Raw genomic sequence first — 23,780 nt, forward strand, 5'->3', positions numbered from 1 at the left:
CACGAACCTAATAAAATGATTATTAATGTTTTTCAATTAAGGCACTACACTTTGAGTAGGTTTTTAACAGAGCTTAGGAGCCAATAGACAGAATATTCGGGAGGAATGTATGAAAAAAATGAAGAGGGCGGTAGTCTGTACAAGTGTCTTAGTTGGAATGTTAGGTTTAGTTGGTTGCAGTCAAAATGAAAGCGCTTCCGAAGGCGGTAATTCGAATGCTTCTCAAGGAGAATCGAAACCAATCTCAATCATGGCAGTGCTTCACACACCTGAAGTGCCAGATAAAAAAATCCAAAATATGATTGAAGAAAATACGGATACAACGTTAGATATCCAATGGGTTCCACAAAACAACTATGAAGAACGCTTGAATGCAGCGTTTGCTACCGGCACTTTACCTCAAGTTATATACGTTTCCGGTCCTGAAATGTTCTATGAGGCCCTAAGAGATGATCAATTCTGGGAAATCGGACCTTATTTAGATGAGTTTGAAAATCTGAAAAATTTAAAGCCAGACGTGTTATCAAATATGGAGTTTGAAGGCAAGTTGTATTCAATCTATCAAGGGAGACCTTTATCAAGACAAGGAATCATCTATCGTAAAGATTGGGCAGACGAATTAGGTCTTGAAGCTCCTACAACTACTGATGAAGTATATGAGATGCTCAGAGCTTTCACCGAAGATGATCCCGATGGAAATGGTCGAGACGATACATTTGGGTTAACGGACCGAAATGAATTACAGTATGGGGCATTTAAATCTGTTGCTTCGTGGTTCGGGACACCAAACCAGTGGGGTGAAAAAGACGGGAAAATCACACCAGAATTTATGTTTGATGAGTATAAAGAGACGTTAGACTTCTTTAGAGATCTTCATGAGAACGGTTACATTAATCAGGATTTCCCTGTAACAAGTAAAACAGATCAACAGGATTTGCTTAAAACAGGAAAAGCCGGAATGTATATTGGTTCAATGGGTGACGTTGAAACATTGTACAGAGATGCGACTGACCTAAACCCTGATGTTGAATTTGATGTTCATAACTATGTGGAAGGACCTGATGGTGAGTATGGGATTTGGTCGATTCCAGGCTACAGCAGAATGCTGTTATTCCCTCGTTCTTCTGTAGAAACAGAAGAGGAATTGAAGCACATCCTTAACTTCTATGATCAGATGATGGATCCTGAGAATATGAACCTCATGACATGGGGCGTTGAAGGGGAGCATTATGAAATTGAAGATGGAAAAGCACAATCAATCGCTGATAACCAGCAAGCGAATGATCGAGAAGTAAAACCTTACCTGTCTCTTGAGATTGGTGAGCCAGAAACAACGGGTAAATACGAAGGTTTATCTAAGTATGAGCCAAAGACAAAAGCAACAGAGCTAGAGAAGGATAATGAAGATTACTTAATACCAGATTTATCTGTTGGTTTAGTGTCAGATACGTATGTACAAAACGGTGATCGCCTACAAGGAATCATTGATGATGCCACATATAAGTACATGCTTGGACAAATTGATGAAGCTGGATTTGACTCTGCCGTTGACAATTGGTTGAACCAAGGTGGTCAAGATATGATTGATGAGTATACAGAGGCATATAACGCTCAGTAAGAAGTTTCTAGTGAAGTCCGTGGAAATGGTTATATCATGGTATGTTTTAGGAAGGACATCTCTTTTAAAGAGATGTCCTTTGCATGTTCAAGTTGATTTTTTCAAAGTGACTAAAGTTCATCTATTCGTTGTTTAGATCATAATCTGCAAAGTAACCCTAGTAATCATTAAACCATATGTCAGCTCAAACCCTTATCCTATCTAGAAAAAACCAACCAATGCAATGATTATTCTCAATATGTTCATTGCTCGTTACACTAAGTCTAAGCTTAAAAAGCCAAACGAAAAGTCACCTGAGAAAGTGAGGAATTACATTGAAGAGAACTAAGAAGGTCGTACTATATGCAGGAGTCTGTGTAGGGCTAGTAGGGTTAACTGCCTGTAATCAAAATGAAAGCGCTTCATCTGAAGGTGGAGGAGCAAGTGATGGGCCCATTACAATGATGGCTACATTGCATACGCCTGAGGTGCCGGATAAAAAAATCCAAAATATGATTGAAGAAGCAACAGGTGCAACACTCGATATTCAATGGGTACCAGGGGATAATTACGACGAGCGATTAAATGCAGCGTTCGCAACAGGTACACTCCCTCAAGTTGTGTCCATCCAGAATCCAGATCTTTTTATCGGAGCAATCCAAGATGATCAATTCTGGGAAGTTGGACCTTACTTAGAAGAATACGAGAATCTAAGCAAATTAAAGCCTGAGATTCTAGAGAACTCAAAGATTGATGGAAAGATTTATTCTATTTATCAAGGAAGACCGTTATCAAGATCAGGAATTATTTATCGTAAGGATTGGGCTGATAACTTAGGTCTTGAAGCGCCAACAAACATTGATGAAGTGTATGAGATGGCTCGCGCCTTTACGGAAGACGATCCTGATGGGAATGGCAGAGACGATACGATTGGAATTACAGACCGTAATGACATGCAGTATGGTGCATTTAAAGCGATAGCTTCATGGCATGGTACTCCAAATGATTGGGGAATCAAGGATGGAGTCGTTACACCGGAATTTATGTTTGATGAGTATATGGATACGTTAAATTATATTAAAGACATTCATGAAAACGGATACATGAATCAAGATTTCCCTGTAACAAGTAAAACGGATCAACAGGATATGTTTAAGACAGGAAAGGCAGGAATTTACATTGGATCAATGGGTGACGTTGAAACCATTTATCGTGACGCGGTTGCCTTAAATCCTGATGTAGAACTGGATGTTCACAATTATGTTGAAGGTCCAGACGGTGAATATGGAATCTGGTCTATTCCTGGATATGGAAGCTTAATGATGTTCCCGAAATCAGCTGTTAAAACAGAGGATGAGCTTAAGAAAATCCTTGATTTCTTTGACAATTTGATGGATACCGACACAATGAATACTCTTGTATGGGGAGTAGAAGATGAGCATTATACAGTAGAAGATGGACTCGCCAAAACGATTGCTGAAAACCAGCAAGCTGCTGACCGTGAAGTGAAACCATATCTTTCGATTGAAATTGGTGAAGCCGAAACAAGTGGACGTTATGAAGGATATTCTGATTATCCACCTAAAACAAAAGCAACTGAGCTTGAAAAAGATAACGAGCAGTATTTGATTCAAGACGCATCCATTGGATTGCATTCAGATGAATATATCCAAAACGGTGAGCGACTTCAATCAATTATCCAAGATGCCACGTATCAGTACATTCTTGGACAAATTGATGAGGATGGATTTAATAAAGCTGTCGACAACTGGAAAAATCAAGGTGGACAAACAATTATGGACGAGTATACAGAGTCTTATAACGAATTAAACTAATCACATTTAGGAGCAGGAAACTGCTCCTTACAATGAAAGGGGTGTAGTATGGCTAGTCAAGTTTCTTTAGAACCTAATCAAAAAGTAAACCTTAAAGCGGCCAGGCGTAAGGAACGGTTAAAGAACTTAAAGAAAAATAAGCTGATCTACTTAATGATTGCTCCCGGTATTTTGTACTTTCTAGTTTACAAATACCTACCTATGTATGGTTTGATTATTGCATTTCAAGACTACAAGCCGTATCTCGGAATTAGTGGAAGCCCTTGGGTTGGTTTTGCACACTTTGAACGATTATTCCAAGACCCTGACTTCTGGATGATCTTTAAGAATACGATTGTCTTGTTTATCTTACAATTGGTCATTGCTTTCCCGATACCGATTATTTTGGCTCTAATGCTGAATGAATTAAGACATCAAGTTTACAAAAAGAGTATCCAGACACTTATCTACATTCCTCACTTTATGTCATGGGTAGTCATCGTTTCAATCAGTTATGTGATGCTGACATTAGACGGTGGAATCATTAACAGTTTATTACGAGCAATGGGCTTTGGTCCGATCAACTTCCTTTTAAGTGAAGAATGGTTCAGACCGATGTACATTTTACAAATTATTTGGCGTGAATCAGGTTGGGGAACAATCATCTTCCTAGCAGCGATAGCTGGAGTTGATCCACAGCTGTATGAAGCCGCTAAAATTGATGGGGCTAGTCGTTTAAGACAGATTTGGCATATTACGCTTCCATCTATCAGAAGCGTTATCATTATTCTATTGATTCTTAAAATTGGTGATGTACTGGAGTTAGGTTTTGAGCATGTGTATCTACTTCTTAACTCTTCTAACCGAGCCGTAGCAGAGATCTTTGATACGTACGTCTTTACCGCGGGTCTGCAGCAAGGACAATTTAGTTATAGTACAGCAGTAGGTTTCTTTAAAGGAATAGTCGGCCTCATCCTTGTTATTGGTGCTAATAAATTGGCCAAAAAATACGGCGAAGAGGGCGTTTATTAGAAAGGAGTACACATATGGTAGGCGAAAAAAGTATTTCAAACCGATTGTTTTCAGGGGCTAATGCCTTCATTCTCGGCGTAATAGCACTTTTGTGTGTACTTCCTTTTGTACACGTTATTGGTAGCTCCTTCGCGACGAGTGCAGAAATTGCTTCAAGAAGCTTTTTAATCTTTCCAACAACTTTTAGTTTGGATGCATATCGATATATTTTCTCTACAGATACCATCATGACGGCAATGCTTGTCTCAATTGGAGTCACACTTGGAGGAACAGCTTGGAGTATGTTCCTTTCTGTTCTCACAGCCTATGGATTATCAAGAAGAGACCTGGTTGGTAGACGTTTCATTATGTTCTTTATTATCTTCACTATGCTTTTTAACGGGGGAATGATTCCTACATTCCTAGTTGTTCAGCAGACTGGACTAATGAATAGTTTGCTAGCGCTTGTAATTCCGGTTTCAATTAATGCCTTTAACATGATCATCCTGAGAAGTTTCTTTATGAATCTTCCAGCTGGTTTAGAAGAATCAGCAAAGATTGATGGCTGTAACGATTTCGGTGTATTGTTCCGCATCGTGCTTCCATGTTCAATGCCCGCAATTGCAACGATATCGTTGTTCTATGCGGTGACGTACTGGAACACTTACATGCACGCGATTCTTTATTTAAATGACGCTTCAAAGTGGCCGGTTCAGGTTCTACTTAGACAGGTCGTTGTTTTAGCTTCTGGTTTAAGCTATGACGGATCTGAATATACAGATGTTCCACCACCAGAGATCGCTGTTAAGATGGCGGTTATTGTAGTAGCGACGATTCCGGTGCTTATGGTGTATCCATTCCTGCAAAAGTATTTTGCAAAGGGTGCACTGATTGGTTCAATGAAAGGTTAATAGAAGGAGGCAATTGTGAATACGTTTAAGAATCCAATCATTCCGGGTTTTTACCCGGATCCTTCAATATGTCGAGTGGAAGAGGATTATTATTTAGTCACTTCTACTTTTGAATACTTCCCCGGCGTACCGATCTTCCATAGTCGCGATTTAGTGAATTGGAAACAGATTGGACATGTGCTGGATCGTCCTTCTCAGCTGGAGCTCTCGGGGACCGAACCTTCCGCTGGGATCTGGGCACCAACTATTCGATATCATGAAGGAACCTTTTACATGATCACAACGTTTGTTGTCGCAAGACGAGGGGAACGTAGAAATTTCTATGTAACAGCTAAAGATCCAGCTGGACCATGGTCTGATCCAGTTTGGCTTGAAGGAGCACCGGGCATTGATCCATCACTATTTTTTGATGATGATGGAAAAGTGTACTATACAGGAAACCGTGTACCACCTACTGGTCAAACGCATCTCAAGCATGAAGAGATCTGGTTACAGGAACTCGATCTGGATGCAGGGAAACTAGTAGGAGACCAACTGAGTATTTGGGACGGCGCATTAAAGAACGCGCATGCACAAGAAGCGCCTCACCTTTATAAGAAAAACGGATACTACTATTTAATCATTGCTGAAGGTGGAACGGGGTATACGCACGCAGTCACCGTAGCGCGAAGCAAGTCAGTTACAGGGCCATATGAATCGTCAAAACGTAATCCTATCCTCACACATCGGCATTTAGGAAAACAGTCCAAAATTGTCAATGTAGGTCATGCAGATATCATTGAAACGCAAAATGGAGATTGGTGGCTTGTTTGTTTGGCCTCAAGACCTTATGGCGGACACTACCGAAATCTTGGCCGTGAAACCTTCCTTGCACCTATGACGTGGGAAGATGACTGGCCGGTAATGTGTCCGGATACAGGTAAAATCGAATTTGAAATGGAAAGTCCGGATCTACCAGAACACAAATGGCCGAGCTTACCCACATTTGATTCGTTTGAGAGCAAAGAACTTGATTTAAGGTGGAATTTCTTGCGGACACCAGATGAAGCCAGCTATTCATTAACTGATCGACCAGGGTTTCTAAGGTTAAACCTTCGTCCTGAGTCAACAGTTGAATACAATACTCCTAGTTTCATAGGACGGCGCCAACAGCATCTAGATTTCACAGCAACAACTGTGCTCGAATTTTCACCAGCCAAGCAGAATGAAACAGCAGGACTGTTACTTATTCAAAATCATGACTATCAATTTCGATTTGAAGTTGCTCTTAATGAAAGAGAACAAGTCATCCAATTGGTGAGAAGAGAGGGTGGGAATGAAAAGGTTGTTGCGAGCAGTCCATTTAAAGGGAACGTTATCTATTTAAAAGTAGAAGCAGATGGACAGGATTATTATTTCTATTACGGAGAGAAGCCAGACCAATGGAGCGTACTCGTTGAAAAAGAAGATGGTCGAATTCTTAGTACAGATAAGGCAGGCGGATTTACTGGAGCCTACCTTGGACCATTCGCCACAAGTGCAGGAACAACGAGTGATAACTATGCTGACTTTGATTGGTTTCACTATCAGGGAACGGAATAAAATAGGCTAGTAGAACAGGGGGATGTGAGAAATGAAAACACTAAAAAAAGCAATGTTGCTAGTGGGGTTAAGTCTCAGTATCCTTCTGGCTGCATGTCAATCAGATGGTGAACAAATGAAAGTAATTGTCTTCTCTGACGAAATCTACGAGCAGAAAGACAAGATAGAAGCAGAGTTATTGTTGGATCAAGAAACGGAGGTGACGTTTTTTCCAGAAGTGGAAGAGAGACTGTTAACGGAGCTTGCTAGTCATCAGTCTAGTCTCCTTATTGTGGAAGAAGCGTTAGCTCATCAGATGGTTGAATATGAAGCACTCATTCCTCTTGAGGGGTTTCAGTCTGATCAGTCATTAAATCAATATAGTAAAAATGAGGCAAATGAAGAGGAAATTAAAGCACTGAACTTGAATAAGAGTACTGTAATCGAAAGCAATGATGTTGAATTAACAGAGGACCACATGATAGGAATACCTGTTTATAGTCCAGAACAAGAGAAAGCAACAGAATTACTGAACATACTATTTTCCAACTAAATGAGGTGAGATTATGGAAATGCCAGGTATTTGGGGAAGCTTCTATCGAATCAGTATAGCCATTTATAAGCTCGCATATGTAAACGCTTTATGGTTAGGGTTTACTCTTTTAGGATTAGTCTTATTTGGCTTCATGCCAGCGACTGTTGCGATGTTTGCTGTATGCAAGAAATGGATGCAGGGCGACTGGGATGAACCAGTATTTGCTATATTTTGGGCAAATTATAAAAAAGAATTTATTCGTTCAAATGGTTTAGGTATTGCGTTAATTCTAGTGGGCTTCTTGATTTATTGGAATCTTACATTATTTACTGGAATGGAATGGACCTACGTTGTTATTCGATACACGATGATAGCAGTTGGCGTTGCATTTGCGATTATGGTTATTTTTCTCTTCCCGACCTACGTTAGTTTTGATGTTGTAGGATTAGACCGAATCAAGACAGCTTTGGCCTTAGCCTTTGGACATCCAACGTATCTCATCTTAGTACTAGTAGGTTTGTATGCTTTGCAGATGTTGTTCATGACTATACCAGGTCTCATTTTATTCTTTGGTGCTGCAGTGCCCGCTACATTCTTAATGTGGGTCTTCAAATTAGTTCATCATTCGCTTGAAAGAAAAGCTCAAACACAGGAGGTACAACAAACATGAGGAAAATAGCAGTATGTGGTCTTAGTAATCGTGCATTAAAGATGTTTATGGAACCTGTGATGTATCAATTTTCGCAAACAAATCAAATTGTTGGATTACTTGATATTGATCCGAGACGTGAAGAGATCTGTATAGAGAAGTTCCCAGAGCTTGTCGGAACCCCGTTTTATACACAGTTTGAGCAGTTTGATGAGATGATTAAAACGACAGGTGCTAATACCATTATTGTAACAGGACGGGATGACTCGCACGTTGATTACATTGTAAAAGGTCTTGAACATGATCTAGATGTCATTACTGAAAAACCAATGGTTACAACGGTAAAAGATGCAAAACGAGTCATGGAAGCTGAAGGAAAGAGCAAAGGGAAAGTGACGGTGGCATTTAACTACCGATACAGTCCATATCACCGCAAAATTAGAGAATTGATTGCAGATGGTAAGCTTGGACGCATTACCTCTGTTGACCTGAACTGGTATATTGATACGTATCATGGATCTAGTTACTTCAAGCGCTGGAACCGAATGAGAGAGTATTCAGGTGGGCTTTCCATTCACAAATCAACTCACCATTTTGATCTAGTAAACTGGTGGATTGATCAAAAACCAGAGCAGGTTTTCGCTCATGGTGCGCTCAATTACTACGGAAAAGATGGAGAGCTTAACCCAAGCCCTACAGATAATCGATTCTGTGGTACCTGTAAGGAACAGCATCTTTGTCCTTATTACACGCGTTGGTTTGGACGTGGAACGGGCGCAACTGAAGATGATCATTTAAATAGTGATCAGAAAATGGAAGCGTACACAAATTATCGTCCTGATGCCTGTATCTTTGATCATGAAATTGAAATTGAAGATACGTATACTGCCAGCGTACGTTACGATAAAGGGGCGCTACTCAGCTATTCTATCAACTTCTCTCTACCATACGAGGGGTATCGTCTAGCGATCAATGGAACAAAAGGTAGATTGGAAACAACAGAGTTTCATTCTCCTGACCGTACACCGTTCCCAATACCTGAGCAAACGATTGATTTCTTCCCGTTATTCGGATCAAAAGAAGTCATTCACGTTGTGAAGAATGATGGAGGACATGGTGGTGGAGATCCTCTAATCCAGGAAGATATTTTCCTCGGACCAGACCCAACAAGACCGTACGAAATTCTAGCGGGATCCGAGGCAGGTGCCTACTCGATTGCTGTTGGAGAAGCTGTATGGAAGTCATCGAAGAGTGGACTTCCAATTGATATTGAGCAGTTGTTAAAGCATAATTATGAAGAGATTAAGGGCTAAGGAATTGACACCTTTTACTGATTAAATAAAGATGCCTTCGAGAATGTCTCGAAGGCATCTTTAACTTAGATTAGGATTTCCAAAATTGAGAGGAAGGGACATAAGCAAATCCTTCCATTAGTCTTCTTGCTGTACGAGCAACAGCAGTTTTCTGTAAAAGAATTTCATCTCTGTTATCCTCTATTACCACTGAAAACTCCATTGAGCCTGAAGGATGCCCCACTTTCACAACGTCGTCCCTTTGAGATCGAGCTTTACTGATTTCCTGAACGATGGTTCCTTCTATTTTTGATGCAACAGCTGTGCATAATCCTCCTGTTACTGGAAAGGCCCTGTGCATTTTTTGCATGGACATGGCTCTGCTAACAAAGTCAATTTCTTCAGCAGGAATGGTTATACCTGAACTATTTACATAACTCGTAGCTGGAGAAACCATAATGATTTTTGGACTCGCTGGAGTCTGCTTCACTGCATCATCTGGATGTTTCACAAAACCTAATCGATATGCGATTAAAGAGCGAATTTCTTCTAATTGATGTAGTTGCTCGATTGATAATTCTTCTGGTAGCTCAATCCCGCTAAGTTCTAATGAGCTTGCGTGGATAAAAACCACAGGTGTAGTCACATCAAGAACACTCACTTCAATGTTTCCGAAGCTGACTTCTAAGATTTCCTTTCGTTTTCCAGTTGGAAATAAAGCTCCTGTTTTCGCACCCTCCGCTTTAATGAAATTTAATAAGATCTTAGCCCCAGATCCAGGTACTCCATCAATACGAAATGGACCTTCTATTTTCGCACGACCATTTAATACAGGAACTTCTGCTTCAATGATTTTATTCGTATTTGTATTAAGGATTCGAACTGTTGTTAGAGGTTCTACAGCTGGAACCATCCCCTCATCAATGGCGTATGGACCAACTGCACTTAGTATATTTCCACAATTAGAGTTATAATCAATGGTTCCTGTACCTATTCCAACTTGCCCAAAGGTGTATTCAACATCTGCATCGTTTCTTTTTGACGCTTGCACCATGGAAAATTTACTGGTTAGTGCATCTGCCCCACCAAGTCCATCAACTTGTCTTGCGTCATTTCCACCATATATGGATAGAATAACTTGATCACGTACGGTCGGGTCAGTTGGTAATTCATTCTGAGATATAAAAACGGCTTTACTCGTTCCACCTCTAATGATAGCTGCTTTAATACGCTCATATTCTCTCATAAATTTTATCCTCCTATCCTATATTCCTAATAGATTTGTGGGCCAGTAGATACCTAACAAATGGCTTGCTGCTAAAAGGGCACCTATTGTCACTCCAACAGATACTACGCTTTTTATGGCTGACATTTTTGATTCAATGATTAGAAATAAAAACAAAAATAGAATGGTTGCAATCATTAAACCGAATACGTAAATGATTAAAAGAAATCCAAGAAACCAACCAATATATCGGAAGGGTTTCCTAAATGAAAATGGCGTGTAAGCATCAGATTTTTTATATTGAATGATTGTAAAAACAAGATAAATACTCGTTAACAGCGCGCCAGCACTTGATATATATAAGGGGAAGAACTGTGCAAGCCTTGAAAAAGTTAGTGCGTCTATTGCTGCATATGCAAATACAATGAGTAGAAAGGTAGTAAAGAAGATATTTAAAAGTTCCTTATTCATTGAGAAATTCCCCCTCCATCGGTTTCTACGGACTTTGTAAATCGCTTGATCAAGGTACCTCCAGTTAGAAGTAATAAAATAACAATGGCAAGGATAATGACAATAGGACTGCTTAGCCAAGACCAGCCATAACGCTCGATAGAAATCCAGTAGTAACGTTCAGCAGAGAGAGCTAAGACAAACCCAATGAGTAACGGAGGTCTTGGCCAGTCAAGAATGGTCATTGCATAACCTAGAAGACCAATAACAACAAATACGATCAAATCTCCCCATGAAAAATTACTTTGAAATGCACCGAGAATAAGTAGGACTAATAAGAATGGCACAATCTTTTCGCCAGGAATCATACTGAATTTTGAAATAGGACGAATGAGAACCATACATAACAACGCTCCAAATATGTTAGCAAACACGAGCGTCCATACAATGGAGAGAGTTACAGGTAAATCAGTAGTAAGCATTCTCGGACCAGCCTCTAATCCCATCAGCGTAAGGCCACCGAGAAGGATGGCCGTAGTTCCTGATCCTGGTATTCCAAAAAGAAGTGTAGGAACAAGTGAACCGCCTTCTTTTGCATTGTTAGCACTTTCTGGAGCAATAACCCCTCTGATATCCCCTTTACCAAAGTAGTTATTCTTTACCGTCTTTTGGGCTGCTCCATACGCTAACCAGTCGACAACACTGCCCCCAAGGCCAGGTACAAATCCTACTAATGTACCTATTAATGCACTTCGTAAAACTAAAAACTTGTTTTTAATAGAGTCCTTTACACCTTGAAGAATGCCACCTTTTAATTCTCCGTTAGAAGAAATGGTTCCTTTGTTTGTAAGCATTGTAATCATAATTGGAAAAGCAAAGATTGAAAGGGCGACAACAGGAAGTGAAACGCCACTTGATAGATACAATGACCCAAATGTATATCGATACTCGGCCACAGCGGGGGCACTGCCGATAGAACCGATCAATAGTCCCAATAGACCTGAGATCACCCCTTTTATAGGTGATTTCCCAGCTAGTAATCCAGCCATACTTAGCCCAAGCATCGTCAGCATAAATAGTTCTGGAGAGCTAAAGGCAGAAATTAAAGGACGTGCAAATGGAATCATTAAATATAGAGCGATCCCACCGGCAACTCCTCCAACCATAGAACAGAAGAACGATGCCCCCATCGCTCGTGAAGCCTGCCCTTGTTTAGCGAGTGGAAAACCATCCATAATGGTTGCCTGAGAGCCAGATGTACCAGGAATACCAAGTAAGATTGATGGAAAGGTATCACCTGTGTGTACGACGGCCACCATACCAATCAATAATGCCATCCCAACAAAGGGATCTAATCCAAATACAAATGGAAGTAACAATGACATCCCTACAGTTCCGCTTAGACCGGGGAGAAGACCAACAATTATGCCTATGAAGATCCCTAGAAACATAAATCCGATTCTAGAAGGGTGTAATACGATAAGTAATGCGTCTAAAGCTGCTTCAATCATGGGATCGTGCACCTCCTATAATTTATTTACATCTACCTCATATTCTTCCATGAGAAAATTTAAGATCCATTTTTGAGTTTCTTCCTCGATTTCAAGCATGGATTGAACTTGAGTCTCAAGTGGTTCCCCAATTAAAGGGTCATAATTTTCTAATATTTCTTCTGACTGATTTTTAAACGACTCATTTTCAACAAGAGACTCCATTGATTGAATGAGAGTGTTTACCCTTTCTTCAGGGGCATCTTTATGAACCCAGAGTATCTTCTGCATTGTAAAAGAGGCATTCACAAAGTGCTTGTATGCTTCCCATGATTGTCCCTCAGGTGCTTTCCCGTGAAGTTCTATATAGATTTCTTCTACAGTTGGTAAGTCTGGGAATTGAGGATCTCTAATGAGATTGCCTGATTCGTCAATTTGTCCTAGACTATAGAGAGGAACTGCTTCATCATTCTCAACAAGTGGTTGAACATTCCGCTTATAGGCCGTTGTTGTTTGGTAGTCAATATTACTTTCACCTTGCTCAAAAGCTACTCGAGCTGGGCCTTTTCCTTCATAACCTAATACTGCCTTTACATCTAGGTCTAACACCTCAAACGAGAGTAAAGTGACCAGATCAAGGCCGGTAGGGGACATACCAGCATAAAAAAGCTCTCCTTCTTTCATAGAAAACTCTTTTAATCCATCCTCAATCATATCTGGTGACGTATATACGACTCCTCCAGTGGGTGCACCAATGATCGGTACCATCTCTCCTAAATCGTAAGTGACAGACGATTGTTCAAGAATGGATGGGATATGTGAGGAAGCACTTGTCGTTAAAAGGTTTAACCCATTTTTGGATCTTGAATTTGCATATTCATTTGTGCCCGTAATACTTCCACCACCAGGAACATTTTCAACCTGAACTCTAGGATTTCCTGATATATTTTCAGTGAAGTGAGGGGTCATGAATCGTGCAAAAACATCGGAACCTCCACCAGCCTGAAAGGGTACTAGAAAAGTAATTAACTGATCTTCAAAAGGATTAGAACCATTGGATGATTCATACGTTTTTTCAGCTTCTAATGTATTACACGATGAAAGCGTTAACAATAAAGTGAGTAGTGTTAGAAATCCTAATAATCGTTGCAAAAGATCACCCCTTGAAGTAGTTGATTGTTAAATTGTAAGCGATACCATTATAAGAGTAAAATATTGAAATTTTATAAAATGACATAAAATTTATTTATGATGTGAAAAGGGTGAGTATGTGGATCAAAAAGATTGGATCTTAATCGTAGAGCTTTCAAAGCAAAAGAATATCACAAAAACGGCAACTGCTTTATTTGTATCACAGCCATCTTTGAGTTACAGAATGAAGCGCATTGAGGAAGAACTAGCAGTGAAATTATTCATAAAAACAAGTAAAGGGATTGAGTTTACCCCAGAAGGTGAGCATTTGGTTTCTTATGCTACTCACATGCTAGAGACGTTTTTGGAAACAAAGGATTTCCTTCAAGGGATGAGTGATGAGGTTCGAGGAACATTACGTATAGGAGCCTCAAGTAACTTTGCTCAATATTCATTGCCAAAATTATTAAAGGGATTCTCTGATCTGTATCCAAACGTTCGCTTTAAGGTGAGAACTGGTTGGAGCTCTGATGTGTTTAATATGCTTCAGGATTCAACAACACATATTGGTATTATCCGAAGTGACTATACGTGGAAGGGTGAAAAACATCTTCTTAATGAGGAACAATTTTATATTATATCTAATCATAAAATAGATCTAAAGGACTTACCTTTACAACCGTATGTAACATATAAAACCGATGTTTCCCTAAGCAATAGTATACAAAGCTGGTGGAATGATCGATATGACGAACCGCCTGCTATTGAAATGGAATTAGATCGACTTGAAACCTGTAAGGAAATGGTTAAGCAAGGTTTGGGATTTGCTATTGTGCCCGGAATCTCGTTATCTGAGGAAGAAGAACTTTTTAAGATGAAGTTATCTTACTTAAACGGTGAACCACTTGTACGCAGAACATGGTTATATACCGACCAGAAATCAAGCCAGTTACCGATCGTTCAACGTTTTAATCAGTATTGTAAACAGTGGTTTGAATAATAGAATAAAAAATACTTATCATGAACCATTAAAAAACGATATTTCCTTTATAATCTCTTTCACTATAGAGTGAAAGTAATTCTAAGAAGGAGGGAACATTTCATGTGTAAAAAAGATCAACTTTATGATGTCGTAGTAGTCGGTGCAGGGAACGCAGCGCTCTGTGCAGCGATTGCAGCGAGATTAAAGGGAGTATCTGTTCTAGTCCTTGAAAAAAGCCCAAAGAACAAAAGAGGAGGCAATTCTTTTTTCACAGATGGTGCAATTCGTTGTGCTTATGGTCATGTAGATCAGATTAAAACGATAGTAGATCAGCTTCCAGACGAAGAGATGGAGAATGTATGGATCCCACCTTATGAGACAAAAGATTTTATGAATGATCTTCTAGAGGTGACTAATGGGAAAAGCGATCTTCATTTAGCTAACCAGTTAGTCACTCTTTCATTCTCAACTATTCAATGGTTAAAAGAGCAAGGAGTCACATTTCAGTTAAACGAAAATCAATGCTTTACAGATGGAAAGAAAAAAACCTTCTGGGGAGGGCTGCCTCTTAGAACCAATAATAAAGGTGTCGGTTTAATGGAATCCCTTCATAAACGAGCAACTGAGCTTGAAATTGATATCTGGTATGAATCTTGTGCTAAAGATATAACGTTAGAAGAGGGTAAGGTAGATGGTCTCATAATTGATAAAGAGAATACAACCATAAGATTAAAAGCCAATTCTGTTATCCTTGCTTGCGGCAGCTTTGAGGCTAGTGCGGAAAAAAGAAGTAAGTATTTAGGTGAAGAATGGGCTGAGGCCATTGTAAGAGGAACTGAATATAACACTGGAGACGGGTTAGACATGGCTGAGGCTATTGGAGCTAAGGCATACGGAAGCTGGTCTAGTTGTCATGCACATACGACGGATTTCAACGCACCTAAGTATGGTGATTTCAACAAGCCTGGTGATATTTACAAAAAATCCTCCTATCCATTAGGACTAATTATAAATGTAGAGGGAAACCGTTTTGTAGACGAAGGTGCCGATTTTAGGAATTACACGTATGCTAAATACGGTAAAGAAACGCTACAACAGCCTGAACAAAAGGCATACCAGCTATTTGATTCACAAGTAAGAGACAGGCTAAGAAGTGAATATAATCTAGAAGAAGCGACGGTTTATCAGGCTGATTCGTTAGAAGAGCTAGCTGAGAAGCTTGCCCTCCCTGAAGAGAATTTTGTAAATACCATTCAGACCTATAATCAAGCCGTTCAAGAAGGAGATTATAATCCAGCTGTAAAAGATGGAAAAGGGACAAGGGGCATCGTGCCAGCAAAATCAAATTGGGCGCTGCGATTTGATAAACCTCCTTATTATGCTTATCCTGTCACATGCGGGATTACATTTGCCTTTGGGGGAGTCAAAATAGACCATAGAGCGAATATAGTAAACTATCAAGATCATCCTATAACAGGACTATATGCAGCTGGTGAAATGGTAGGTGGCTTATTTTTTGATAATTATCCAGGAGGATCTGGTCTCATGTCTGGAGCCGTTTTTGGTAAGATTGCTGGGGAATCAGCAGCAGTGTTCTCGGTTGAAGCAAGATAGGCTTTTGGGCTAAATACATTTTGTATTTAGCTTTTTTTTCGTATAATGCCAATATAGAAAGGTGAGTTGCGAGATGACAGTAGAAGTGACAAAGGTACATTCAGAAGAAGAGATCCATAAACTGGCTGCACAAGCTGTTGGTATCTGGAACGAATACTATATAGGCATTATTACGAAAGAACAAGTCGATTATATGATTGGAAAATTTCAATCCGCTGAGGCAGTGACGCGTCAAATTGAAGTGGATGGCTATGAATACTTTAATTTAAACGTCAATCAAGCTCCAATTGGTTACATGGCGGTCAAAGAAGAGGGAGGAAAACTCTTCTTAAGTAAATTGTACATGCTTAAAGAGTCTAGAGGGAATGGATACGCAAGTGAGGCAATGCTGTTCTTAGAGAACTTATGTAAACAAAGAAACCTTGAATCGATTTGGTTAACCGTGAATCGTGAAAACCTTCATACGATTGATGTATATAAAAAGAAAGGGTTCCAGATCATCGCAGAAGAGGTAAATGATATTGGTCATGGTTTTGTCATGGACGATTATATTATGGAAAAAAGAGTGAATTAAAGAATAAAAATCTCCCTATCCGGTTAACAATAAGTTTGACCAAAATTAACCGGATAAAGGAGATTTTTTACTTGGATAATCATACCGAAACAAATGCCCAGCATGATGGCGATTCACGTGATGGGCGGATGGCAGGGAATGAAACAGATCAAACGTTAACTAATCGACAAGGACAGCCCATCGTTGATAATCAAAATATCAAAACAGTAACAAATCGAGGACCATCCACACTTGAAAACTATGATTTTTTAGAGAAGATCAGTCACTTTGATCGTGAACGTATCCCTGAACGTGTGGTGCATGGTCGTGGAGCAGGTGCGCATGGGATATTTCAATCATATGGAAAAGTAGGGGATGAACCCATCTCAAACTATACACGCGCAAAAGTATTTACTAATACAGACGTCGAAACTCCTGTGTTTGTCCGCTTTTCTACTGTTACACATGGGACACATTCACCTGAATCCTTAAGGGATCCTCGTGGGTTTGCGGTTAAGTTTTATACAGAGGATGGCAACTGGGATTTGGTCGGTAATAACCTTAAAATTTTCTTTATCCGCGATGCCATGAAATTTCCCGATTTGATCCATGCGTTCAAACCAGATCCAGTAACAAATACGCAGGATCCTGCACGCATCTTTGATTTCATTTCAAACACACCTGAAGCGACACATATGATCACCTTTTTGTTTTCACCATGGGGGATTCCGGCCAATTACAGACAAATGCAGGGCTCAGGCGTGAATACGTACAAGTGGGTCAACAGTGAAGGCAAAGGTGTACTTGTTAAGTATCACTGGGAGCCGCTTCAAGGGATTAAAAACTTAACGCAGGAAGTAGCTGAAAAAATCCAAGCAGAAGACTTTAATCATGCGACAGTCGATTTGTACCAAGCCATTGAGGAAGGCAATTATCCTGAGTGGGAGCTATATGTACAAATCATTGAGGACCATGATCATCCTGAGCTTGATTTTGACCCGCTGGATGATACGAAGCTGTGGTACAAAGACAAGTTCCCGTGGCACAAAGTAGGGAAGATGACGTTAAACCGTAATCCGAAAAACTACTTTGCTGAAGTGGAGCAAGCCGCATTTGGGACAGGCGTATTGGTTGATGGATTGGAATTTTCAGATGACAAGATGCTTCAAGGACGGACATTCAGTTACTCTGATACGCAGCGACACAGAGTTGGGGCGAATTATTTACAGCTTCCAATCAATGCACCTAAAAAACGGGTAGCAACCAATCAAAGAGACGGGCAGATGACTTATTACGTAGATACACCACCTTCTCACAACCCACATATTAATTATGAGCCATCTGTTGAAGGGTTAAAAGAAGCGAAGCGAAACGGGAAGCCGCATGAACCTGAAGTAAGCGGTCGTGTGGTGAAGGAGCCTATTGATCGCCCAAATAACTTCGGACAGGCGGGCGAGACCTATAACCGGTTATCTGACTGGGAAAAAGATGAATTAATTAAAAATCTCGTTGCAGGAATCAGTCAAGCTGACGAACGAGTGCAAACCCAAATGATTCATAACCTAACTGAAGCGGACTCTGACTATGGTCGCAGAGTGAAAGAGGGGATTGAATCGTTTAAGAAACGAGGCGCTATGAAACCATCTGCTGTAGAAGAAGCGCAGCAATTAAGTGAGCCATCTAGTCCTTATTAAGAGGGTGAAGAAGCAGTGGACCGAGGGGTCTGCTGTTTTTTTAATTTTGAGGTGGAAGTGAAACGTTGGGAGGTGAAGTGAAACAATAAAGAACCAAAGTGAAACGTTGGGAGGTGAAGTGAAACAATAAAGAACCAAAGTGAAACGTTAGGGGGAGAAGTGAAACGATAAAGAGCTGAAGTGAAACAATAGCCCCCTCCGCCACACGAAAAACGCACACTCTGTATGAGAATGTGCGTCAACCTCTTCTAATGCTAGAAGGAGAGCTGCCATCGCTTGAGTTACCTGTTGTTTCTACGTATCTTTTAACCAAATCTCCATCGCCAGAAACAATGACTTTGGAGGAAACCATTCTACGCTTAACCTAAAAAAAAGAGATGAGCAGCTCATCTCTTTTTTAATTCATTTAAGGTTTGAAAATAGTCTTGATGCTGCCTTCTTCCTTCTTATCAAACACACGATAGGCCTCCGCTGCATCTTCGAGAGCGACTTTGTGCGTTATGATATCGGTTGGGTCAAAGGAGCCAGCTTCAATCATGTCATAAAGCTTCGGCATTAAGTGAACGACGGGGGCTTGGCCCATTTTTAGGCTGACATTTCGAGTAAAGAAATCACCGATTGGAAAGCCGTTTGCTTCTGTTCCATAGACACCAGTCAGTTGAACGGTTCCGAATTTGCGAACCGATTGACTTGCCGTAATGATTGGTGAGATGGTTCCGAACTGATTATCGAACTCAGAACCAAACGTTTGACCATTTGGTACCGTTCCGTCCATCCCAACGCAATCTATGACAACGTCCGCGCCACCTTCTGTAAGTTCATGTAGCTGACTACCAAGCTCTGGGTTGTCTTTAAAGTTATAGGTCTCAACATGATTTGTTCGTTTTCCGTGTTCAAGACGATGATCAACCTGATCGACGGCAATGACACGTTTGGCGCCTTTCATCCAGGCGAACTTTTGCGTCATTAATCCAATTGGACCAGATCCAAGGACAATGACTGTATCGCCATCTTTGACGCCACTATGCTCTACACTCCAATAAGCCGTCGGAATAACATCTGATAAAAAGACGACCTGCTCATCCTCAAGCTCACTTGATTCGGGTAATTTAAATGAAGTTGAGTCACCATAAGGGACGCGTAAGTATTCTGCTTGTCCACCCGGATGGTTCCCAAAATCTTCAGCAAATCCAAACAATCCGCCTGCATCCGAATGTGGACTATTATTTGAATTGTCGCATTGGCTCTCCATCTGATGATTGCAGTAGTGACAATCTCCACAGCTCACGTTAAAAGGGATAACGACTCTGTCGCCTTTTTTAAGACTCTTAACCTCTGAGCCGACTTCTTCCACAATGCCCATTGGTTCATGCCCAATCACGTAATCTTGCTCTGGAACGATCCCACCATGGTACAGGTGTAAGTCAGACCCACAGATTCCACTTGCTGTGATGCGAACAATGATATCTGTATTCTCCTGAATTGAAGGTGCGCTTACCTCTTTCATCTGGATGTTTTCTTTTCCCTGAAACGTTACAGCTTTCATCGTAGCACTCTCCTTATACCATTTTAGGGGGAGTATTCCTTTTTCGCTATAGATTAAACATCCTGAGCCTTTCTTTTTTGTTCTAATTCCTCCAGGAACTCTTTATACTCTTTTTGATGGTTTGTCGTGTTTGAGATCTTTTCAAGCGTTTGATAGTAAGATTGTTCATTGTATTCAAAGGCAAATGAAGCTTCATACCCCTTAGCAACCATTAATGCAAACTCCCATGAGCAATCGTGATACACGTCATCAATTGCTTCGGCTAATAGACTGATTGCTTCTAATATGTTGTTTGTAATTACAGGATCCCTTTTGGCGTAAAGACAAATGTGCGAGAATGTAGAGTTTAAATAAAAGGCGAACGATTCCTTGCGAATGATGACTCGCAACTCATTGTTTGAATCGGTTAAATAAGGTGAAAACCTTGAAACCTGAGAGATTGATAGTAGTAAGTCAGACAGCTGAAAGATGGCATTAGACGTAGTGTGTGGATCATCATTCCCGAGTGCTTTAATGGCAATCTCTTTGAGCTTGTTTATCCCAAATTCAATATCCTGTACTTCCGTTTTTTTGGAGCCAATAAAAACATGTTTATTAATCTCGTCAGGATCAATCGGATAGCGTCCTGTTTTCCAATAGGTAAGCAGAGGAGACCCTTTTAATACAAATTCTCCAATCCGTCTTTCAAACTGGATAACCGTATCAACGGATTGGGCGTAACTAATGAGTCGCTTATAATCAACAATTTGGATATAGCCTGTTTTTGAAGCAGTGATTGTAACACCTTCGCCTTCAAGCTGATCAGCTAAGTTTCGTTGTGGTTCTGTTGTCCGGTATTCTTCTAAATCCCTGACTAATGTAGTAAGAATCTGATGCTGGGATTCATCCTTCATGTGCTGCATAATGTTTGGAACCTGCATCCAATTAATCGTATGACTGATAAAAATCACAAACGAACCGACAGCAATCAGCATAAAGAGAACGGTCAGAATGGGAATGGCTGAGTAATGTGAGGCTACAGCCTCGTCCAACACAAAAAAGGTCAGCAAAATGAATACAAACGCCATATTAAAAATACCGATCAAATGGCGTGTTCGGCGATCAGAAATAAAGGTTGTTAACATCCGTGGTGTAAACTGTCCAGAGAAGTTGGTTAGGACAACTAAGATGGAGTTTAACGTAAACGCGTTAAGCGTGATAATACCAGCTACAAGTGAACTAACAATCTGTCTTGTTAATTCATAATCCGCTTGAAAGAAATCAGTCATCTCTAAACCAATTCTTAAATGCATATCTAAGAACCAGGCAAGACCAGCGAACGCAAGACCAACAAATCCATAAGCTAAACAAATAAGCCATACATTCGATTTCATTTCGTATTTCATTTGGTGATAGGATAGTGTTTTCAAACGCTGGTAGGTGCGCTTTATGTAATGAATAGGGTGCAAGCGAATCATCCTCTCTAGAAAGTTGTTTTATCTAGAGAGTCTGTACCCTTTAAGATTAGAAAAAAACATCACTGCGGCCTCTTTTGTGCTTCATCTATAATTCCACTGTGAATTAAGTTAAGTTCGACATTCACTTTAATGTCCATCGTTGGATAGGACTCGTACCATTCTTCCATTGTTAGGCCTCTAATTCGGTTTTTGGCTAGGGAGCCTAGTGCTAACGGATCAATTTCTAACTCTTGAAATAAGTGAGCGAGTGAAGTGAGTCTTTCTTCAAACTGATCTACACCATACTTCTCAAGTTCCTTCATGGTATAAGGGTGGGTATCACCCCTATTGTCTCCTAATTCATTAATGGCTCCTTCCAAAGTAACAGCGATAGAGGTCACGAAACCACCATCTGTGCTTCTTTCAATCGTATAGGATTGGCTGACATCGACATTTTCAACGCTGACATAACTATCATCGGCCAGATCAATTTGATAATAGCCTCCTGAAAATCGTTCTCTTAGTAGCTTAAGATAGGAAGCTTGCTGAACATTTAGTTTATGAACACACTGATCTTCTTTAAATAGGGCTAACCCAGTCACTTGGGCACGGTCTTTATGAGGTTTGATCATTGGGAGGTACATATCACTACCATCCTCATAGTAGTGGTATAACAAGGAGTGCAGAGTCACCTTAGGGAAGATTTCTTCTTCACTTTCCTCGATCAGATCATTTAGATATTCATACACGGTGATGTCGAGTTTGTAATCTTGCGTGAGAAGGTCATAAGCTGTTCCTTCAACAATAGCAGGTTTAACATTTCGACCGATAAAGGGATCTCGTTGCAAAATATCTAAAAAATAAAAAATGCCTTGTTCTGCGAGTTGATCTTGAAACAGTAATAAATTTAACCGTCCTAAAACAAGCAGCTTGGAAGACTCCGTTTGCATCTTTTTTCTAGTAATACGAGATGTGTTACCAGTAGCGCTAAACACAACTGCATTTGGAAGAGTTTCTCCTTCGCCTGGGAGAATGATTTGTGAACCAGCTACTGTGCGAAATTCATCCTCGCTATCAACATCGTACCCTAATGCCTGTACGAGTTGCAGTTCTTCAATCACCTGTGGACGAGGCGCACATCCACTCACTAGTAGAAAACAGAAGATTATGCCAGCCACTTTCTTCATGCGCGCTCTCTCCTTTTTTTCAAAAGTTGACGAAGCTTGAAGCAAATAAACAAGAAGGGAATATAACCAAAGATAACGTAAAAACCAATATTTGCAGTGATATCGTTTAAAGTCTCAACATTTATGCGTCCATTCACTTTAAATGAAAGCATAGATAAAATGAGGCATAGTACCCGTAGCCATATCCGTTGCTTTATTGGTATCACCCGTTTTGATAACCTGGTTGCCGACCATAAAAGTAAGCAAATGGATGGAAGAACAACAAATAGCCAAAGTGATACACCTATATACTCAAAACGTTCGATGATCCCAAGATTTACGGCTTTCCATAAGGTAATTGTTGGCCAAATGGTCTCTAAAAGTTGAGTTTTACTATAATAAGAAATGGTTAAAATCATCGCAATCATATACAAGCTAATGTTAAAAAATAGACCAAGATGAGTCCATTTTTGAGAAGCACGGGGATTCTTAAAAAACGGATAAATCATAAAAAGAACACAAAGACCCAGAACATTTAAGGCCATGGCTTTTGCCCCTTTAGCAATATCAAGAATCGAATGATTAAAAATGGGCTTAAGGGTCTCAAGTTGAGAGTCAGGGAGAGTAAAAAAGATTGTTACAATTAGAGGGAACGTAATGAGCAGACTAATGACAGCTAGTCCAGTAACCACGCGAATTCCTTTTGTTGTATAGCTGTATGCAATCGAAAGAATCAGAAGAGTGAACACCCATGAATAGACATCTGCAAACATCCACGTTTCTAATACCTCTGTATACGTACAAATGACAGTGTAGGCAAGTAGTGCATAATAGCAGATGAAGAAGAGGTTTAAGAGGACTCCGATGTAAGGTCCAAACGTCATTAAATGGATCGTAACTAGATCACCATTACTTTGATTTAAAAGGTGATACATCATCCAAATAATGACGTGTGTTATTAAACCAGCAATAATGATGGAAATCCAAGCATCATGGCCTGCTTTTACTACGATAAATCGCTCAAACCCAAGAATCCCTACACTAATCTGCACACCTACAATGATAAAGAAGCTCAAGAAAGGTGAGAGTTGTCGCGTATTATTCGGTGTGTCGTGAAGTTGCAT

The 23,780-nt window shown here is 40.2% G+C and carries 20 protein-coding genes; 12 read left to right on the top strand and 8 right to left on the bottom strand.

The window, feature by feature from the left end:
• The first annotated feature begins 109 nt into the window (after positions 1–109).
• The 8 genes from JNO66_RS07830 to JNO66_RS07865 all read left to right on the top strand — a co-directional run bounded on the left by JNO66_RS07830 (position 110) and on the right by JNO66_RS07865 (position 9,390).
• Positions 110–1,618 carry an extracellular solute-binding protein gene (locus JNO66_RS07830; protein WP_203087713.1) on the top strand — a complete coding sequence of 503 codons (1,509 nt, stop codon included), beginning with the start codon at positions 110–112 and terminating at the stop codon, positions 1,616–1,618.
• A gap of 314 nt (positions 1,619–1,932) precedes the next feature.
• A complete protein-coding gene (locus JNO66_RS07835) occupies positions 1,933–3,432 on the top strand; it encodes an extracellular solute-binding protein (RefSeq protein WP_246483209.1) in 1,500 nt (499 codons plus the stop codon).
• Between the two features lie 48 nt (positions 3,433–3,480).
• The gene (locus JNO66_RS07840; protein WP_203087714.1) at positions 3,481–4,443 is read left to right on the top strand and encodes an ABC transporter permease; all 963 of its coding nucleotides are present in this window, start codon (positions 3,481–3,483) and stop codon (positions 4,441–4,443) included.
• A gap of 14 nt (positions 4,444–4,457) precedes the next feature.
• Entirely contained in the window at positions 4,458–5,333 is an 876-nt protein-coding gene (locus tag JNO66_RS07845; protein ID WP_203087715.1) for a carbohydrate ABC transporter permease, read from the top strand.
• A gap of 15 nt (positions 5,334–5,348) precedes the next feature.
• Positions 5,349–6,914 carry a glycoside hydrolase family 43 protein gene (locus JNO66_RS07850; protein WP_203087716.1) on the top strand — a complete coding sequence of 522 codons (1,566 nt, stop codon included), beginning with the start codon at positions 5,349–5,351 and terminating at the stop codon, positions 6,912–6,914.
• 31 nt (positions 6,915–6,945) lie between these two features.
• On the top strand, positions 6,946–7,446 hold the full coding sequence (locus JNO66_RS07855; RefSeq protein ID WP_203087717.1) for a hypothetical protein: 501 nt from the start codon (positions 6,946–6,948) through the stop codon (positions 7,444–7,446).
• A 13-nt stretch (positions 7,447–7,459) separates the two neighbouring features.
• On the top strand, positions 7,460–8,098 hold the full coding sequence (locus JNO66_RS07860) for a YesL family protein (RefSeq protein ID WP_203087718.1): 639 nt from the start codon (positions 7,460–7,462) through the stop codon (positions 8,096–8,098).
• Complete coding sequence (locus tag JNO66_RS07865; protein ID WP_203087719.1) at positions 8,095–9,390, top strand: Gfo/Idh/MocA family protein; 1,296 nt, start codon at positions 8,095–8,097, stop codon at positions 9,388–9,390. Before JNO66_RS07860 ends, JNO66_RS07865 begins: the two co-directional genes overlap by 4 nt.
• Before the next feature lie 70 nt (positions 9,391–9,460).
• Here the strand turns inward: JNO66_RS07865 and JNO66_RS07870 are convergent, their stop codons facing one another.
• Genes JNO66_RS07870 through JNO66_RS07885 form a run of 4 tightly spaced genes read right to left on the bottom strand, consistent with a single transcriptional unit; the run spans position 9,461 to position 13,686 of the window.
• Complete coding sequence (locus JNO66_RS07870) at positions 9,461–10,615, bottom strand: 2-methylaconitate cis-trans isomerase PrpF family protein (RefSeq protein ID WP_203087720.1); 1,155 nt, start codon at positions 10,613–10,615, stop codon at positions 9,461–9,463.
• An 18-nt stretch (positions 10,616–10,633) separates the two neighbouring features.
• Positions 10,634–11,065 (bottom strand): hypothetical protein, encoded by a 432-nt coding sequence (locus JNO66_RS07875; protein ID WP_203087721.1) that lies wholly within the window; start codon positions 11,063–11,065, stop codon positions 10,634–10,636.
• The gene (locus JNO66_RS07880) at positions 11,062–12,555 is read right to left on the bottom strand and encodes a tripartite tricarboxylate transporter permease (protein ID WP_203087722.1); all 1,494 of its coding nucleotides are present in this window, start codon (positions 12,553–12,555) and stop codon (positions 11,062–11,064) included. Before JNO66_RS07880 ends, JNO66_RS07875 begins: the two co-directional genes overlap by 4 nt.
• A gap of 15 nt (positions 12,556–12,570) precedes the next feature.
• Positions 12,571–13,686 carry a type 2 periplasmic-binding domain-containing protein gene (locus JNO66_RS07885; protein ID WP_203087723.1) on the bottom strand — a complete coding sequence of 372 codons (1,116 nt, stop codon included), beginning with the start codon at positions 13,684–13,686 and terminating at the stop codon, positions 12,571–12,573.
• Between the two features lie 118 nt (positions 13,687–13,804).
• On the opposite strand from JNO66_RS07885, the gene JNO66_RS07890 reads away from it, so the two are divergent.
• The 4 genes from JNO66_RS07890 to JNO66_RS07905 all read left to right on the top strand — a co-directional run bounded on the left by JNO66_RS07890 (position 13,805) and on the right by JNO66_RS07905 (position 18,508).
• A complete protein-coding gene (locus tag JNO66_RS07890) occupies positions 13,805–14,665 on the top strand; it encodes a LysR family transcriptional regulator (RefSeq protein ID WP_203087724.1) in 861 nt (286 codons plus the stop codon).
• Between the two features lie 102 nt (positions 14,666–14,767).
• Entirely contained in the window at positions 14,768–16,261 is a 1,494-nt protein-coding gene (gene tcuA, locus JNO66_RS07895) for an FAD-dependent tricarballylate dehydrogenase TcuA (RefSeq protein WP_203087725.1), read from the top strand.
• 73 nt (positions 16,262–16,334) lie between these two features.
• Positions 16,335–16,835: a GNAT family N-acetyltransferase gene (locus tag JNO66_RS07900; RefSeq protein ID WP_203087726.1), complete on the top strand. Its 501-nt coding sequence runs from the start codon at positions 16,335–16,337 to the stop codon at positions 16,833–16,835.
• A gap of 128 nt (positions 16,836–16,963) precedes the next feature.
• On the top strand, positions 16,964–18,508 hold the full coding sequence (locus JNO66_RS07905) for a catalase (protein ID WP_203088386.1): 1,545 nt from the start codon (positions 16,964–16,966) through the stop codon (positions 18,506–18,508).
• Positions 18,509–18,914: 406 nt separating this feature from the next.
• On the opposite strand, the gene JNO66_RS07910 is transcribed toward JNO66_RS07905, so the two are convergent.
• The 4 genes from JNO66_RS07910 to JNO66_RS07925 all read right to left on the bottom strand — a co-directional run bounded on the left by JNO66_RS07910 (position 18,915) and on the right by JNO66_RS07925 (position 23,780).
• A complete protein-coding gene (locus tag JNO66_RS07910) occupies positions 18,915–20,054 on the bottom strand; it encodes an alcohol dehydrogenase catalytic domain-containing protein (protein ID WP_203087727.1) in 1,140 nt (379 codons plus the stop codon).
• A gap of 53 nt (positions 20,055–20,107) precedes the next feature.
• Entirely contained in the window at positions 20,108–21,427 is a 1,320-nt protein-coding gene (locus JNO66_RS07915; protein ID WP_246483210.1) for a DUF2254 domain-containing protein, read from the bottom strand.
• Between the two features lie 143 nt (positions 21,428–21,570).
• Positions 21,571–22,677 carry a Ger(x)C family spore germination protein gene (locus JNO66_RS07920; protein ID WP_203087729.1) on the bottom strand — a complete coding sequence of 369 codons (1,107 nt, stop codon included), beginning with the start codon at positions 22,675–22,677 and terminating at the stop codon, positions 21,571–21,573.
• Positions 22,674–23,780 carry a GerAB/ArcD/ProY family transporter gene (locus JNO66_RS07925; RefSeq protein WP_203087730.1) on the bottom strand — a complete coding sequence of 369 codons (1,107 nt, stop codon included), beginning with the start codon at positions 23,778–23,780 and terminating at the stop codon, positions 22,674–22,676. Before JNO66_RS07925 ends, JNO66_RS07920 begins: the two co-directional genes overlap by 4 nt.

The sequence above is a fragment of the Alkalicoccobacillus gibsonii genome, from assembly GCF_016798245.1.
Lineage (GTDB): Bacteria > Bacillota > Bacilli > Bacillales > Bacillaceae_D > Alkalicoccobacillus > Alkalicoccobacillus gibsonii.